The sequence below is a fragment of the Aquisalimonas lutea genome (assembly GCF_030409225.1).
GTDB classification, from domain to species: domain Bacteria; phylum Pseudomonadota; class Gammaproteobacteria; order Nitrococcales; family Aquisalimonadaceae; genus Aquisalimonas; species Aquisalimonas lutea.
On the sequence record NZ_JAUFPK010000001.1, the window covers coordinates 1841058 to 1856822 of the forward strand.

General features: G+C 69.4%; 16 protein-coding genes. 9 read left to right on the forward strand and 7 right to left on the reverse strand.

Annotated elements, in window-relative coordinates; translation table 11 throughout:
* Nucleotides 1-10 precede the first annotated feature (10 nt).
* The 4 genes from scpB (at nt 11) to QWY84_RS08590 (ending at nt 2731) form a co-directional block, all read left to right on the forward strand.
* Complete coding sequence (gene scpB, locus QWY84_RS08575; RefSeq protein ID WP_290202165.1) at nt 11-637, forward strand: SMC-Scp complex subunit ScpB; 627 nt, start codon at nt 11-13, stop codon at nt 635-637.
* Nucleotides 630-1451 carry a 23S rRNA pseudouridine(2605) synthase RluB gene (rluB, locus tag QWY84_RS08580; protein WP_290202166.1) on the forward strand — a complete coding sequence of 274 codons (822 nt, stop codon included), beginning with the start codon at nt 630-632 and terminating at the stop codon, nt 1449-1451. Before scpB ends, rluB begins: the two co-directional genes overlap by 8 nt.
* Nucleotides 1448-2122, forward strand: a complete 675-nt coding sequence (locus tag QWY84_RS08585; protein WP_435372975.1) for an endonuclease III domain-containing protein — start codon at nt 1448-1450, stop codon at nt 2120-2122. Before rluB ends, QWY84_RS08585 begins: the two co-directional genes overlap by 4 nt.
* A gap of 168 nt (nt 2123-2290) precedes the next feature.
* A complete protein-coding gene (locus QWY84_RS08590; RefSeq protein ID WP_290202168.1) occupies nt 2291-2731 on the forward strand; it encodes a hypothetical protein in 441 nt (146 codons plus the stop codon).
* Nucleotides 2732-2776: 45 nt separating this feature from the next.
* Here the strand turns inward: QWY84_RS08590 and QWY84_RS08595 are convergent, their stop codons facing one another.
* The 6 genes from QWY84_RS08595 to QWY84_RS08620 form a co-directional block, all read right to left on the reverse strand.
* Entirely contained in the window at nt 2777-3028 is a 252-nt protein-coding gene (locus QWY84_RS08595) for a hypothetical protein (protein ID WP_290202169.1), read from the reverse strand.
* The gene (locus tag QWY84_RS08600) at nt 3025-3825 is read right to left on the reverse strand and encodes an SDR family NAD(P)-dependent oxidoreductase (protein ID WP_290202170.1); all 801 of its coding nucleotides are present in this window, start codon (nt 3823-3825) and stop codon (nt 3025-3027) included. Before QWY84_RS08600 ends, QWY84_RS08595 begins: the two co-directional genes overlap by 4 nt.
* Nucleotides 3822-4682: a squalene/phytoene synthase family protein gene (locus tag QWY84_RS08605; RefSeq protein ID WP_290202171.1), complete on the reverse strand. Its 861-nt coding sequence runs from the start codon at nt 4680-4682 to the stop codon at nt 3822-3824. The genes QWY84_RS08600 and QWY84_RS08605 overlap by 4 nt, the downstream gene beginning before the upstream one ends.
* 121 nt (nt 4683-4803) lie before the next feature.
* Nucleotides 4804-5619, reverse strand: coding sequence for an HAD-IA family hydrolase (locus QWY84_RS08610; RefSeq protein WP_290202172.1), 816 nt, complete (start codon nt 5617-5619; stop codon nt 4804-4806).
* Between the two features lie 4 nt (nt 5620-5623).
* Nucleotides 5624-6337, reverse strand: coding sequence for a bifunctional 2-polyprenyl-6-hydroxyphenol methylase/3-demethylubiquinol 3-O-methyltransferase UbiG (gene ubiG, locus QWY84_RS08615; RefSeq protein WP_290202173.1), 714 nt, complete (start codon nt 6335-6337; stop codon nt 5624-5626).
* Nucleotides 6338-6415: 78 nt separating this feature from the next.
* Nucleotides 6416-7735, reverse strand: coding sequence for a TRZ/ATZ family hydrolase (locus QWY84_RS08620; RefSeq protein WP_290202174.1), 1320 nt, complete (start codon nt 7733-7735; stop codon nt 6416-6418).
* Between the two features lie 190 nt (nt 7736-7925).
* Here QWY84_RS08620 and mtnA point away from each other — a divergent pair, with 190 nt between their 5' ends.
* The 5 genes from mtnA (at nt 7926) to phnE (ending at nt 12909) form a co-directional block, all read left to right on the forward strand.
* Entirely contained in the window at nt 7926-8975 is a 1050-nt protein-coding gene (mtnA, locus tag QWY84_RS08625; RefSeq protein WP_290202175.1) for an S-methyl-5-thioribose-1-phosphate isomerase, read from the forward strand.
* A gap of 201 nt (nt 8976-9176) precedes the next feature.
* The gene (locus QWY84_RS08630; protein WP_290202176.1) at nt 9177-10190 is read left to right on the forward strand and encodes a porin; all 1014 of its coding nucleotides are present in this window, start codon (nt 9177-9179) and stop codon (nt 10188-10190) included.
* An 85-nt stretch (nt 10191-10275) separates the two neighbouring features.
* On the forward strand, nt 10276-11172 hold the full coding sequence (locus tag QWY84_RS08635; protein WP_290202177.1) for a PhnD/SsuA/transferrin family substrate-binding protein: 897 nt from the start codon (nt 10276-10278) through the stop codon (nt 11170-11172).
* 103 nt (nt 11173-11275) lie between these two features.
* On the forward strand, nt 11276-12079 hold the full coding sequence (locus tag QWY84_RS08640; protein WP_290202178.1) for a phosphonate ABC transporter ATP-binding protein: 804 nt from the start codon (nt 11276-11278) through the stop codon (nt 12077-12079).
* Nucleotides 12080-12099: 20 nt separating this feature from the next.
* The gene (gene phnE, locus QWY84_RS08645; protein ID WP_290202179.1) at nt 12100-12909 is read left to right on the forward strand and encodes a phosphonate ABC transporter, permease protein PhnE; all 810 of its coding nucleotides are present in this window, start codon (nt 12100-12102) and stop codon (nt 12907-12909) included.
* 335 nt (nt 12910-13244) lie between these two features.
* Here the strand turns inward: phnE and QWY84_RS08650 are convergent, their stop codons facing one another.
* Nucleotides 13245-15614, reverse strand: coding sequence for an esterase-like activity of phytase family protein (locus tag QWY84_RS08650; RefSeq protein WP_290202180.1), 2370 nt, complete (start codon nt 15612-15614; stop codon nt 13245-13247).
* Nucleotides 15615-15765 lie beyond the last annotated feature (151 nt).

Here is a 15765-nt window from a genome sequence, read left to right on the forward strand (position 1 = left end):
TGGCACGTCCATGGCGACCCCCGAGCTCAAGCACATCCTGGAGGCCTCGCTGCTCGCCGCCGGCGGGCCGCTGTCGCTGGAGCACATGCAGTCGCTGTTCGAGCGCGACCGCATCCCGGACAAGAGCGCCCTGCGTGCGGCCCTGGCGGAGCTGGCCGCGGACTACGACGGCCGCGGCATCGAGCTGCGCGAGCTGGCCAGCGGCTTTCGCATCCAGGTGCGCACGGAGCTGGCGCCGTGGGTGAGCCGGCTGTGGGAGGAGAAGCCCCAGCGGTACTCCCGGGCTCTGCTGGAGACCCTGGCCATCATCGCCTACCGCCAGCCGGTCACCCGGGGCGAGATCGAGGACATCCGCGGCGTGTCCGTGAACACCAACATCATGCGCACGCTCCAGGAGCGCGGCTGGATCCGCAGCGTGGGCCATCGCGACGTCCCCGGCCGCCCCGCCATGTACGGGACCACGCGGCAGTTCCTGGACTATTTCAACCTCGCCAGCCTGGAGGAGCTGCCGTCTCTGCTCGAGCTGCGGGACCTGGACGACCTGCACCCGGAGCTGGATCTCCGGTTCCCCGAGGACAATGCCGACGGGGCGGCGGCGTCCGCCGCCGGCCCGGACGAGGAGCGCAACGATGACTGACGAGAAGCTCCAGAAGGTGCTGGCACGGGCGGGGCTGGGCTCGCGCCGGGAGCTGGAGGGCTGGATCCGCGACGGCCGGGTGCGCGTCGACGGCCGGGTGGCGACCCTGGGCGACCGGGTGACCGGCACCGAGCACATCACCGTGGACGGCCACCGCGTGGCCCGGGAGCGCCTGGCGGGCCTGCGCCGCAAGGTGCTGGTCTACCACAAGCCGGTGGGCGAGGTGACCAGCCGCCAGGACCCGGAGGGCCGGCCCACGGTGTTCGAGAGCCTGCCGCGGCTCGGCCAGGGACGCTGGATCAACGTCGGCCGCCTGGATCTCAACACCCTCGGCCTGCTGCTGTTCACCAATGACGGCGAGCTGGCCAACCGGCTCATGCACCCGAAGTGGCAGCTCGAGCGCGAGTACGCGTGCCGCCTCTACGGGACCGTCGAGCAGAGCGTCGTCGACCGCCTGGTCGCCGGGGTGACGCTGGACGACGGCGAGGCGCGCTTCGACTCCGTCGAGCCCGTGGGCGGCACCGGCGAGAACGTCTGGTACCACGTGGTGGTGCGCGAGGGCCGGCAGCGGGAGGTGCGCCGCCTGTGGGAATCCCAGGGCGTGACCGTGAGCCGCCTCATCCGGGTGCGCTACGGGCCCGTGCGCCTGCCCGAGGATCTGCCCCGGGGACGCTACCGCTTCCTGGACAGCGACGCCGTGCGCGCGCTCTGCCGGGCGGTGGACCTGGACCCCGACGCCGCCATCAGCGCCTCGCTGCCCCAGGGGGGCGGCAGGCAGCAGCGCAAGCCGCGCAGGGCGGCGCGACGGCGGTGAGCGTGGCGGACGTGCGCACCGTCTTCGACGTGCTCTACGGTGCCTACGGTCCCCAGCACTGGTGGCCGGCGACCACGGACTTCGAGGTGATGGCGGGGGCCGTGCTCACCCAGAACACCGCCTGGCGCAACGTCGAGCGGGCCCTGGCGAACCTGCGTGCCGTCGGCGCCCTGGAGCCGGCGGCGCTCATGGCCCTGGAGCCGGCGCACCTGGCGGAGCGGATCCGTCCGGCCGGCTACTACAACATCAAGGTGACCCGGCTGCGCAATCTCACCGCCGCCCTGCTGGACGACGGCGGCGTCGAGGGCTGGCGGTCGTGGTCCACGGCCGCCCTGCGACAACGGCTGCTGGGCATCAAGGGGGTCGGCGAGGAGACCGCGGACAGCATTCTCCTGTACGTCTATCATCGCCCGGTGTTCGTGGTGGACGCCTACACGCGCCGGATCTTCGCGCGGCTGGAGCTCCTGCGGGGCGACGAGACGTACCGGCAGGTGGCTGCGGTGTTCGAGCACGCCCTGCCCGCAGACACGGCGCTGTTCAACGAGTACCATGCGCTGCTCGTGCGCCTGGGCAGCGAGTGCTGCCGGCCCCGGCCCCGGTGCTCGCTGTGCCCGGTTTGCGTGATGTGCCCCACGGGGCGAGCGCAGGCGGGCGGATCGGCGGAAAGGTGAAGTGCATCACGGATGTTTCCGCACGATCCGTCCATGGTAAGCTTCGATGGCGCAAGGACCCGCAGACGAAGCGACACGTACTGCAGTCGGCGCGGTGCCCGTGATTACCGGGCTGCCGGCCGGAGCGCCATGGTCGCGGAAGCACGATAGAGCAAGGGAAAGAGCCTCATGATGGAGAGCCTGCACAAGGTCATTGATTCGGAATTCCGCCTGGCCGTGCTGGAGACGCACGAGCCCGATCGCGTGGTGGAGGCGTTCAAGCGCCTGACGCTGACCACCGGCCGCGCCGTCTACGGCTGGTCGCCCAACGACGGTCTCTACCGGCTGGGAACGGAGCGGATCTTCATTCCGCACACCCGCAGCTTCACGGATGCCCTGGGGTATATCGCCGCCAGCCGGCACTACGGCATCTACCTGGTGCGCGACTTCCAGAACGCCCTGGACAAGCCCAGCGTCCAGCGGGCCCTGCAGCGCATCCTCGCCAAGGACGACGACGTCCGGCGCCTGGTGCTCATGCTCGGGTCGGATGTCACCATTCCCGAGGAGCTGCGCGGGCAGCTGGCGCGCATTCGCCACAACACCGCCCGGCGGGCCAACGGCGACAGCTGAGCCCCGCCGCCACGGGCCCGGCGGGTGGTGGCGCCGCCCGCCGGCTCAGCGGTCCACCGGCTCGCACAGCACGGACGGGCGCTCGCCGCGCTGATAGTAGGGGTGCTGGCCGCGCATGTCGGCCATCGCCCGGTCGCGCTCTTCCCGCGTGGCATACCAGCGGTAGGCCTCCCAGTCCGGCCCGAGCAGATGCTCCGCGCGACGCGGATCGCCTTCCGGCAGGGTCAGCCGGATCCCGAACGGTTTCTCGGCGGCGTTGTTGTGGCTCATCTCGTTTTCCCGTGCGGTTGTGGTCATGACATCCCCTTACCGTTTCCGGAGGCCAGGCTCAGGCGCACGCCCTGAAGGGCATCACCCGCCGGCCCCAGCGGGTAGAGCAGGCGTTGCGCCACGTCGTCGGGGCGGGGCAGGCTGGCGCTGTCCTCGCCCGGGTAGCCCTGCCGGCGCAGCGCCGTGTTCATGACGCCGGGGTCGACACTCATGGTCCGCACCGGGCTGCGCTCGCCCAGCTCGGCGGCCAGCGTCTCCATCATGCCTTCCTGGGCGAACTTGGATACGCCGTAGGCGCCCCAGAACGCGTGCCCGCGCCGGCCCGCGCGGTCGCTGACGAACAGGATGCGGCCCCGGTCGGAACGCTGCAGCAGGCCCAGAAGGGCCTGGTTGAGCAGGAACGGCGCGTTGACGTTGACATGCAGGGTGCGCGCCCAGAGCTCGGGATCGTACTGGTGCATGGGCGAGAGCTCGCCGAGCATGGCGGCGTTGTGGATCAGCACGTCCAGCCGGCCGAGCTCCCGGTCCAGGGCCGAGGCCAGCTCCAGGTAATCCGCCGGTCCGACGCCTTCCAGGTTCAGCGGGTGCAGTACCGGCTGCGGGTGGCCCGCGGTCTCGATGGCATCGTACACCGCTTCCAGCTGCTTGAGGTCCTTGTCCACCAGCACCACCGTGGCGCCGCGGCCGGCACACGCCTGGGCCAGGGCGCGGCCGAGGCCGGCGGCGGCTCCGGTCACCAGAACGGTACGCCCCGCCAGCAGATCCGCCTCGGGTGCGTAGTCCTGCGGGATCAGCGCTTCACGGATGTGGTTGTCTTCGCTCATCCACCTGCCTTTCTGCTGAGCCGCTGCTGGCGGCGCGCGGTGCGCCAGGCGATCCACAGGCGCCGCAGCGGCGTGAGTTCGAAGCCGCGTTCGAGCAACGGGAAATCCTCCTGCGCCATCTCCCGGAGCAGCGCCCGGTCCAGCGCGGCGAGGATGATACCACTCCGCAGCCGCGCCCGCTCGGCGTCGTCGAGGTGGGATTCCGCCTGCGCGATGAACGCCAGGATGCGCTCGGCCTGCTGCCGGAACAGCGCGCGCATGGCCTCGTCGGTCTCGTCCCGCAGCAGGTCCTCGCGCTGGATGCCGGCCTGGCGCAGCTCGTCCTCGGGGATGTACACCCGGCCGGCGCGGGCATCCCGGCGGACGCTGAGCAGCCGCCGGCGCAGGGCTCGGGCCATGCCCAGGTCATGGGCGAAGCGGGTGGCCGCGGTGCTGTCGGTGCCGGCGATGCGGACCAGGAGATGGGCGAACGCGCCGCCGGTGCGATGGCAGTAGACCGAGAGCTCGCGGAAGCTCGGGTAGCTGCCGTAGGCCAGGTCCATGGCGGCGCCCTCGATCATCTCCCGGAGGTCGTCTGCTGTCAGCCCATGGCTCTCGATGGCCGGCGCCAGGGCCTGGCTGGCGGGGTGTCGCGGCGAGCCGGCGAACAGGCGCTCGATCTCCTCGCGCCACCAGTTCAGCTTGACCTCGCCCACCGCGGCTTCCGAGACCTCGTCGGGGATCTCGGTGATCTCGGCATGCAGCGCATGCAGGGCCAGCAGAGCGTCGTGCTGGTCCGGCGGCGCGAAGCGCAGGGTGTAGTAGACCGCCGATCCGGGGGCGGCGATCTTGTCGCGGCAGTAGTCCAGCGGCTCCATAGTATCCCTGGAAGATTCGTGAGGCCTCGCGGGAGGCAGGGGCGGCGGGGGCAAAGTGTAACGTCTTCGGCGGGCCGATTCCGAGCCGGCGCGGGCGGGCGTGGCGGTTCACCGCGGCCCGCTACCGGTGGGAGGGGCGCTCCGGCGGCGTGAACGCCGGGACGAGCCAGCGGAGCAGCTCGCCGGGGTGACCGATGAGGCCGTCGGCGCCCCAGAAGGTGGGCGTGTCCTCGGCGCAGAGATAGCCGAACAGGGCCACGATGGTCATGGTTCCGGCCAGGCGGCCGGCGTGGACGTCGCGGTGGGCGTCCCCCACCACCACGGTCCGCCCGGGGTCCACATCCATGAGCCCGCAGGCATGGAGGATCGGGCGCGGATCTGGCTTGCGGCACGGGACGGTGTCGCCGCTGACGATGCAGCCGGCCCGCCGGGTGAGATCGAGATCCGTCAGCAGGGGTTCCGTGAGCCAGGCCGGCTTGTTGGTGACGACGCCCCAGCGCAGGCCGGCGTCATCGATGCGGTCGAGCAGTTCCGGTACGCCGTCGAACGGCCGGGTCAGGCGGCTGACCCGGTCCCGGTAGAGCGCCAGGAAGCGCTGGCGCAGGGGCTGCATGCGCGGATCATCGGCGGCCAGGTCGAAGCTGCGGGCGATCATGGCCGCGCTGCCGTGGGAGACCACCGGGGCATACAGGCCGGGTGCGAGGGCAGGCAGTCCCTGCTCCGCGAGCAGGTCGTTGGCCGCGCCGATCAGGTCGGGGGCCGTGTCCAGCAGGGTGCCGTCCAGGTCGAAGAGCACCGTGTCCACATGGGGCGGCCGCAAGTGGCGGGTCGGACCGCGCGCTGCGGAAGGTTCCGGCTGCTCCCGGCCACTCGCGCGATCCGGCGCCCGGGAGGTCGGTTCGGCAAGCGGTGCATCGATGGCACGGTCGAGTCTCACGGTGCTACGCATCCCCCGTTCTGGTGCAGTGGGCCAGGTAGTTCACACCGGTGTCCCGGGTCAGCCGGTATTCGCGGCTGACCGGGTTATAGGTCAAGCCGGTGAGATCGTCCATCACGGCGCCCGCGTGACGGCACCATGCGGCCAGCTCGGACGGCCGGATGAACCGGGCGTGGTCGTGGGTGCCGCGCGGCAGCAGGCCGAGCACGTACTCGGCGCCGACGATGGCGAACAGCCACGACTTGCGCGTGCGGTTCAGGGTGGAGAAGAACAGGTGGCCCCCGGGGCGCACGAGCCGGGTACAGGCGGCAACCACGGATTCCGGGTCCGGCACGTGCTCCAGCAGCTCCATGCAGGTCACCACGTCGAAGGAGCCCGGTACTTCCCGCGCCAGGTCCTCCACGGCAATATCGCGGTAGGTGATCTCCGCGCCCGTCTCCAGCGCGTGGAGGCGGGCCACTTCCAGGGACTCGGCGCTCAGGTCGATGCCGGTGACGCGCGCGCCGCAGCCGGCCAGCGCCTCGGTGAGGATGCCGCCGCCGCAACCCACGTCCAGCACGTCGCGGCCGTCCAGATGCGCATGGCGCTGGATGTAGCCCAGCCGGAGCGGGTTGATGGCGTGGAGGGGCTGGAACTCGCCGTCCGGATCCCACCAACGGCTGGCGGCATCCGAGAACTTCCGGATCTCCTGCTCGTTGGCGTTCGTGCTCGCGTCCATAGGGCCCGTTGCGGCTTCCGGAATGCCATTGGTGCGTTCGTGCGGCACCGCTATCCCGGTTTCGTGCCGGTTATTGTATCACGCATTGGGCTGCAGTTTAGCGCGCCAGGCGTCCAGGCGATTGAGAATGCGGTCACGGTCCAGCGTCACGAGCTCGCGGTCGTGGAGGAGCTGGCGTCCGGCGATCCAGACGTTGGTGACCTGGTGCCGGCCGGTGCTGTAGACCAGCTGCGAGATCGGGTGGTAGACCGGCCGGGACTCGATGACGCCCAGGTCCACGGCGGTGATGTCCGCGGCCTTGCCGGGTACCAGGGAGCCGATCTCGGCGTCGCGCCCCAGGGCGCGGGCGCCGTTGATGGTTGCCATGGCCAGCACGTCCGCGGCGGGCAGCGCGGCCGCGTCGCCGGCGACCACCTTGCCCAGCAGCGCCGCGGAACGCATTTCACCGAACAGGTCCAGGTCGTTGTTGCTGGCGACGCCGTCGGTGCCCAGGGCGACATTGATCCCGGCGTCGGCAAGGCGCTGCACCGGGCAGCAGCCGCTGGCCAGCTTCAGGTTGGCCTCGGGGCAGTGGAGGGCGTGGGCGCCGGAGGCCGCCAGGCGCTCGATCTCGTCGTCGGTCAGCTGCGTCAGGTGGGCGGCGATCAGGCCCGGGCTGAGCAGGCCGTTGGCCTCCAGGCGCGCCAGCGGGCGCTCGCCGGTGTGCTCGACGCTCTGGCGGACCTCGTCGGCGGTCTCGTGGACGTGGATGTGCACCGGGCATTCCAGCTCGTTCGCCAGGGTTGCGATGCGCCGCAGCCGCTCCTCGCCCACGGTGTACGGCGCATGGGGCGCGAAGGCGGTGGTGACCAGCGGATCGCCGCGCCAGGCGTCGTGCAGGGCCAGCCCCTTCTCGATGTAGTCGTCCGGCCCCTCGCCGTAGGGGGTCGGGAAGTCGATGAGAATCATCCCGGCCGTCAGCCGCATCCCGGCCCGCGAGGCCACCCGCGCCGTGACCTCGGGGAAGAAGTACATGTCGTTGAAGCAGGTGATGCCGCCGGCGATCATCTCCGCGACCGCCGCCTCGACGCCGTCCTGGCAGAACTCCGGGCTCATGTGGGCGGCCTCGGCCGGGAAGATGTGCTCGTTGAGCCAGGCCATCAGCGGCAGATCGTCGGCGATGCCCCGCATGAGGTTCATGGCGGCGTGGGTGTGGGCGTTGATCAGCCCCGGGATGAGGGCGTGTTCCGCCAGATCCTGGGTATGCTCGGCGCGGTAGTGCCGCCGGGCCTCGTCGGTGGGCACGACGGCGACGATGCGCCCGTCCCGCACGGCGACGCTGTGGTGGTCCAGCACGGTGCCGGCGGGTTCCACCGGGATGACCCAGCGGGCATTGATCAGGGTGTCGACGGCTTCCATGGGGTTCTCCGTTGCATCGCTTGCGCACCGAGTGCGCATCATCACCCGGTGGCGCGTATGCGACAATGGGGTGCGGTCCCGTCCCGCGGGAACGATATACGCCCGGCGCTGTCGGCTTCGGGCGAGGAGCCGCGTCCAGCGGGGTCCGGGAACCCCCGGCGGCACCCATTCAGCATGGCCCGGAAGCGCAATGCCGATGACGGATTTCGACACCATTCGCCCCGTGCTCTGGCAGCACGACCAGGTGGCTCTGCTGGATCAGCGCCGGCTGCCCGGCGAGGTGAGCTGGATGCACTGCGACAGCAGCGAGGCCGTGGCGGAGGCGATCCGGGCCATGGTGGTCCGGGGCGCGCCCGCTATCGGCATCGCCGCGGCCTACGGGGCCGTGCTTGCGGCGCGCGAGGCGCAGGCCGGCGCGCCGGAGGCCTGGAGGCGGTCGCTGGATGCAGCCCTGGAGCGCCTGGAAGCGGCACGGCCCACGGCGGTGAACCTGCACTGGGCAGTCCAGCGCCAGCGCCGGTGCCTGGACGGGGCGCCTGCGGATCCGCCCGCGGCGCTTCTGGCGGAGGCCCACGCCATCGCCGCGGAGGATCTGGCCGCCAACCGCCGCATGGGCGAGCTGGGCGCGACGCTGATCACCGAGCCCGGCGGCGTGCTCACGCACTGCAATACCGGCTCGCTGGCCACTGCCGGCTACGGCACGGCCCTGGGCGTCATCCGCTCCGCCTGGAGCGCCGGGCGGGTGACCGCGGTGTACGCCGACGAGACGCGTCCCTGGCTCCAGGGGGCACGGCTGACGGCCTGGGAGCTGCAGCAGGACGGCATCCCGGTGACGCTGCTGGCGGACGCCGCGGCGCCGGCGCTGATGCGCAGCGGCGCGGTGCGGTGGGTGGTGGTCGGTGCCGACCGGGTTACGGCCAACGGCGACGTGGCCAACAAGATCGGCACCTACGCCCTGGCCGTGGCCGCCCGCCACCACGGCGTCGGTTTCATGGTCGTGGCGCCGCGCTCCACGGTGGACATGGCGCTGCCGCACGGCGATGCCATTACCATCGAGACGCGGGCGGCCGACGAGCTTCTCGCCGTCCATGGCCATCCGGTAGCCGCCCCCGGCGCCAGTGCCTGGAATCCCGTGTTCGACATCACCCCGGCGCAGCTGGTGGACGCGCTGGTCACCGAGGCCGGCGTCATCCACAACCCCGACGCCGAGCGCATGCAAGCCCTGTTCGGCGGCGCCTGATCGCCGCCGCGCCCGCCGGGACCGCGGCGGTACGACCCGTCCCCGCGGCCGCGTCCCTTGTCATTGAACTGTCATTGCACGGACACGTGCGCGTAATCCCTTTTCCCCAATCTGTTCCCCGGTTCGGCCAGGGAGGTTCCGGCACGGTCGCCGGGCCCCGGGCCATGGCCAACACAAACGCAAGCCCAAGGGGAACAATCCATGAAAAAGCTTTCCACGACGGCACTGGTGATCGCGGCAGGTATGGCGTCGTCGGCGCAGGCCGCGGACTTCGAGGTCAGTGACAATACCACCGTGGGTGTCTACGGGGAGTTCGCGCCCATGCTGGTGTCCGAGAAAGACGGCGCCGGCGAGTCGCGCAGTGAATTCACCGACAACGGCTCCATTATCGGTTTCAGCGTCGATCAGCGCCTCGACAACGGCGTGACCCTGTTCGGTGTGGCGGAGTTCGAGTTCCTCACCGACAACAGTGATAACGACTTCGTGTTCGACGCCGGCTACATCGGTGCCCGGGGGAACTTCGGCCGCGTGCAGCTGGGCAACTTCGACAGCGTCTACGAGGACCTGATCATCGACGCCACGGAGGTCGCCGAGCTCGCGGAGATCACCGACGAGTCCGTCATGTCCGAGGACAACCAGGTCGCGTACTACAGCCCGAGCTTCAATGGCTTTTCCTTCCGCGCCCAGGCGCGCTACATGGGTGACGGCGACGACAATGCCATCGCGGGCCAGGACAGCGCCGAGGTCGGCTTCTCGCTGGCCGGCGGCTACTCCGCCGACAACTGGGGCGTGTACGCCGGCTATGACGACCGCGGCTCCGAGGTGGTGGACCAGTACGACGCCAACGGCAACGTCACCGGCCAGGACTATGCCGACAACGGCACCTACGGCGTCAGCGGCATCTACGGCATCGGCCCCGTGGAGCTGGCGGCCAAATACGCCATCCAGGATCTCGAGGACAACGATCCGGCCGGCGACGACATTACCTATGCGGCCCTGCGCGGAACGGTCACCTACGGCCCGGGCGACGTCTATGCCGCGGTCCAGGAGGTCATGCACGACAACGACGACGTGGTCGCCGACCGCACCGAGTTCACCGTCGGTGTCTCTCACGGCGTCGCGGACAATCTCGACCTCTGGGCCGAGGCCGGCTACTTCGACCAGCAGAACGATGCCGGTGACGTGATGGGTGTCGGCGCCATCTACGAATTCTGATTCCTCCGGTATCAGCTTCAGGGACAACCGGGCCAGGGATGGCGCGTCCCGTTTCTCCATTTCATCCGACGAGGAGTCAATCAGTATGTTGCGTCACGCTATTGCCACGACGGCACTGCTCACCGGGAGCGTTCTTCTGGGCGGCTCCGGGACGGTTGCCGCCAGCACCGACCTTGCGGAAGCCTGCCCCAACCCCATGCGCATGGCGGACACCGGCATCGAGGGCATGGGGCAGCTGGACGAGGCATTCGGCCCGTTCCAGGAAGCGTTCCAGGAGCATACGGGCCTGGAGCTGGAGCTCTACAGCCTGAGCAACCGCACGGCTGCCGGCAACGCGCTGCGCTACGACGAGGTCGAGCTGGTCTTCGCCGGGCCCTCGGAGTTCGTCCTGTTCCAGCAGGAAGTCGAGGAGGGTGTCGAGATCCTGTTCGACATCAAGCGCCCGTACTACGGCTCGACCTTCCTGGCCAAGGCCGACAGCGGTATCGAGTCCCTCGAGGGCATCGATGAGGATACGAGCATCGCCATGAAGGATACCGGCTCGACCAGCGGCCACATTATCCCGAGCCAGATGCTTGTCGAGGCCGGGCACGACATCGACGAGCTCGACATCACCATGGCCGGCGACGCGTTCACGCACGCCCTGGCCAACGGCGACGTGGACGTCATGGCCGGCGGTAACGACGATGCCGACTACGTTCGCGAGGAGCTCGACCCCGAGGGCGACTATCGCGTGCTCGCCGAGTCGGATCCGCTGCCGGGCGATCCCGTGATCATCCGGGCCAACATCGCGAGCGAATGCAAGACCCGGCTTCGAGAGACCCTCAGGGAGAACAGGGATGACCTCTGGGAAGCCCTGATCAGCACCGAGCGCAATGAGGAGAAATTCCTCAACCGCGGTGCCGAGCTCGGCTTCAGCCTGACCGCCGAGGACTACCAGGTGATCAAGGAGGCCTACGAGGCAGCCGGCATCGACCTGTAAGGCCGCAACCCTCGAACGAGCGGGGCACAGGGACGTGCTCCCGTCTTTTCATTTTCCGACCCGGTCCATGGGCGTACCGGGCTCCTGCCCCGGGAAGTCGGTCATGAACGCGATCGAAGTCAACGACGTGCACAAGTCGTTCGGCGAGCTGCACGTGCTCCGCGGCATTGAGCTGACAATCCCGCGCGGTGAATGCGTGATCCTGCTCGGTGCCAACGGCAGCGGCAAGTCGACCCTGATCCGCTGTCTCAACGGGCTGGCACGGCCCGACGCCGGTGCCGTCCGCATCAACGGCGAGCTGCTCACCGGTGCCGGAGTCCGGCGCCTGCGCCGCTTGCGCCGGCAGATCGGCGTCGTCTTCCAGCACTTCAACCTGGTGCCGAATGTCAGCGCCCTGCAGAACGTGCTCTACGGTGCGCTGGGCCGGCAGCGCGGCGGTCTGCTGCGCACGTTGCCGGCATTCGCGCCGAACGAGCTGCGGGAGCGTGCGATGGCCTGCCTCGACCGCGTCGGCATGGCCGATTACGCCGCCAGTGATTGCCGCCATCTCTCCGGTGGTCAGCAGCAACGGGTGGCGATCGCGCGGACGCTGCTGCAGAACCCCGAGGTCCTGATTGCCGACGAGCCCGTCGCCAGCCTCGACCCGCGCGCCGGGCGCGCGGTGATGGAGCTGCTCATCGAGGTCGTGCGCGAGCGCGGCATGACGGTGCTGTGCTCGCTGCACCAGTTGGAGCTCGCCAGCGAATACGGCGACCGCGTGGTCGGCATGAAGGCGGGGCGGATCGAGCTCGACGGCGCCCGCCAGTCCATCGGCCGTGCCTCGATGAGCGGCCTCTACGAAGGGGTTGTCCGGGTTGATCATGCCCCGTCGCACGCCGGCGTTGCCGCCGCGGCGGAATCCGCTTGATTACGTAAGGAGTGCAACCCGTGCAATCATCCTCTGCGTCGAACAGCGCGCCGACGCCCCCGCCGCGATTCAAGCGCCCGTCGATGTTCTCCTGGGCCGTGGGCCTGGTATTCCTGGCACTATTCATCCAGGGCGTGCTCGTGGTCGAGGTCACCCCGGGGCGGCTGGCCCAGGGGGCCGTCAACCTGGTCGACTTCGTCGGGCGGGCCATTCCGCCGGCCCAGAAGGATCTGGACACGGTCGGCTGGGCGATGCTCGAGACGCTGTATATCGCCATCGTCGGCGTCGTCGCCGGCGTGGTTCTCAGTGTGCCCTTCGCCCTGCTGGCGGCGCGCAACACGACGCCGCACGTTTTGGTTCGGGTGATCACGCGCTTCCTGATCGCGTCGATGCGCACGATCCCCGACCTGGTGTGGGCGCTGATCTTCGTCGTCGCGGTGGGCCTCGGGCCGCTCGCCGGTGTGCTCGCCATCGTCATGGATACCATCGGCTTCGCCGCGCGCTTTTTCTCCGAGCGCATCGAGGAGGTCCATCCCGGCCCGTCCGAGGCGCTGGCGTCCACGGGCGCCGGCCGCCTTTCCGTGATCGGCGGGGCCATCATGCCGGAGACCCTGGCGTCGATGACCGCCACCAGCCTGTTCAGCTTCGAGAAGGCGTTGCGCTCGGCCGTGACCCTGGGCCTGGTCGGTGCCGGGGGCATCGGCGTGGAGCTGGCGGCGGCGATGCGGCTGTACAACTACGACGAGGCGCTGACCATCATCATCGCCATCCTGATCTGCGTGCTCGGCTTCGAGCAGATCTCCTCGGCGATCCGTAAGCGGGTGATCTGAGGCAGCCGGGAACGTCCCCGGAAGGTGTTCCTTGCGCCCGCGGGCAGCTGCTCGTTCCGCGGTAAGCGGTCCGGTAATCCCATCAAGTCCTCCGCCCCCGGATTTATATGGACACCGACCGGTGGGCATTGTCCGGTGCCCGGGCCGGGAGCCACGCGCACGGTCGCCGGGCGCGCCTTGTACCGGTTCCGGGTCAGGTTGAAGATGCTGGGGTCGAACCCACTGACCGGTGAGGATCGGAGGGCTCCCGCAGGGCGCGTCGGGTCCATCAAAAACCCGCGCCCCGTCAAGACGGGACGCGGGTGCTTCGGAATCACTCCGGGGCCGGACCCCCGTTAGTCACGACCAGGGAAAAGGTCCTGGTAGGCCCCGAGATCCAGGAAAGCGGTCTCTCCGGCCCAGCCGTTGACGCCATCGTTGTCCGTGACCAGGCGAAGGTGGCCGTCTTCCCGGACCGCCAGCCCTTCCGGCTTGTCCGAAATCCAGCCCTGGGCGTCCTTCAGGTACGGAATCAGATCAACCCGGCTCTTCTCCGCTCGGGTGATCCGCCCGTCCGCGAGGGCGGCGTCCGGGACGCGCACCAGGTGTTTCACTGCCGCGTATGCGCCGCTGCGGTTGTCACGCTCGATGAACAGCCAGGCGCCGTCCGGGGCCCGCTTGATCTCCGAAAGACCGACCCAGCTGGCCTGCTCCGGCGTGGCTTCGAGCTCGTAGGTAATGCTCTGCCATCGCTGGTTATCGGGGTTGTAGCGCCAGACACGGGTCTCGCCGGTGTCATCGTCGCGGCCGCTACAGCGCTCGGTGGTGTAGGTCCAGGGCAGCTGCTGGGCTACCAGCAATCGGTAGCCGGAGCCCGTGGGTTCTACGGCCACACCTTCAAAGCCGTTGTCCAGCGTGCTCCGGTGCTCGCTTTCGGCGCGGCACTGGCGGATGGAGGGCGGTAGCTTCGCTGTCGCGGTGATTTCGCCGCTGGTCTCGACCCGAAGCAACTCGTTGGGGATGCCGCCCGGGGCCGCCCCTTCGCTGGCCAGCCAGCGATCACCGTCCGGCGCCACGGCAACGCCCTCAAGATCGTACCGCTCACGACCGCCGGTGAGCCGGATGCGCTCGGTAATCACCGCGGGCTGTTCACCCGCGTCGATGGCCAGGAGATGGGCGGGACGGTAGTAGGAATCCTCCACCGCGAGAACACGCTCGCCCTGTTCCGGTACCGCGGCCAGCGCGGACAGCGCTGACCAGGACAGCGGTCGTCCGTGGGCATCGTCGGCGGAGATCAGGTGCGGGTATGCCGGCGCCCCCTCACCAAGCCGGTAGACCATGGTGGTCGATCGCACACCGTGGGGCGGATTGTCCGCTTCGCCGACAACAACGAGCAGGTCGCGGTCCGGCAGAGCCAGCACATCCTCGGGTTCCAGGGGTGCAGGCAGCAGCTGGACGAACCGCGGCTGGGTTCCCCACATCTCGTAGACGGCGACGAAGCCGCCCCGCTCGCTGGCGACGAACAGGTATTCATCGTCCCCGAAGCGGCTGTAGGCAACGCTCTCGGGCTCGGTCCCCTTGGCCTCGGACCGGTGCTCCGGATAATGCCCGTACCGCACGGCCCGGTGCTCGAACGCATTGCCGCTATCGAAGACCAGCCCACCGTCGGCACCGAACAGGCTGAAGCCCCGCGAACCACCCCGGAGGTCGCCTTCGTTGGCCGTCGCAAGGAGCGGTTCACCGTCGCCGCGCTGGATCCAGCTGATGGCATCGGGCTCGCGCGGCACACCCTCGAGTCGCTCGTTCAGGCGGATGCGGCTGTCGTTCGTGGTATCCACCGCCGTCAGCGTCGCGCGCCCTGCCGGGAAGTCCTGTACCACCTCGCCGCTCGCCACATCCACAACGGCGATGTGATTGTTCTCCTGCATCGAGACGGCCGCTTCCCCGTCCGCGTTGATCGTGACAAATTCCGGCTCGGGATCACCCGGGGCGTACCCGGCCAGGCCCGTCAACGCCACCTGCTGCGTCCGATCACGCTGATGGTCGAGGATCATCAAATACCCCGGCGGATTGTCGAAGTCGGTCTGCGGCAACCCCCCCGGCAGACCCCCGGCTTGGCGGCATTCCGACGCCGCCTCGCTATCGTCCTCCGGGACATCGGCTCCGTGGAGGGAACCACCCACACAGAGCTCCTCATTGCGCTCGTTCTCGATCGCCACCGCCGTGTACCGCCCCTGCGGACCGACAGCAACGGCATCAGGCTGACCACCCAGATCGATGCGGCGCACCACCGAGGGTTCAGCCGGATCGCCGATATCGACGATTGCCAGGTGGCCGGATGGCTCGCTGAACGACTCGCTGGTATTGACGCTGACCAGAACCTGGTTCTGGCCACGCACGGCGACGGACGTCGGTTCGCCTTCCACGGCAATGGAGCCCTGGCGTTCCGGCGACGCCGGGTCCTGCAAGGACACCGTGACCACTGCACCCTGCTCGCTGTCGGTGTAGACCAGCGTCCGCCCATCCGGCGTGGCGTCGACGATCTCCGCCGCTGTTTCGGTCGACGGGTCCGGGTTGCCGAGATAGTTCGGCAGCGTCGCGATGCGTTGGAACCGGCTATCGTAGTGCATGCCCGCGTGGTTGGGCTCCGAGTGCGCGGTCGGCAACACGACCAGCAGGCCAACCAGGCCCAGCGCGCCTATTACCGCAAGATTGCCGTATCGCATAATCCCCCCTCTTTCGTATGGCGGGGCGCAGCATGCACAGACCGCGTTACATACGAATGACCTACAGAAACCGCTTGCCTTGCGTGCTCCGCCCAACAGGATGCTGGGCCCGCGATGGCCGGCATCGACATGGCCCTCAGCGTCGTCGCCG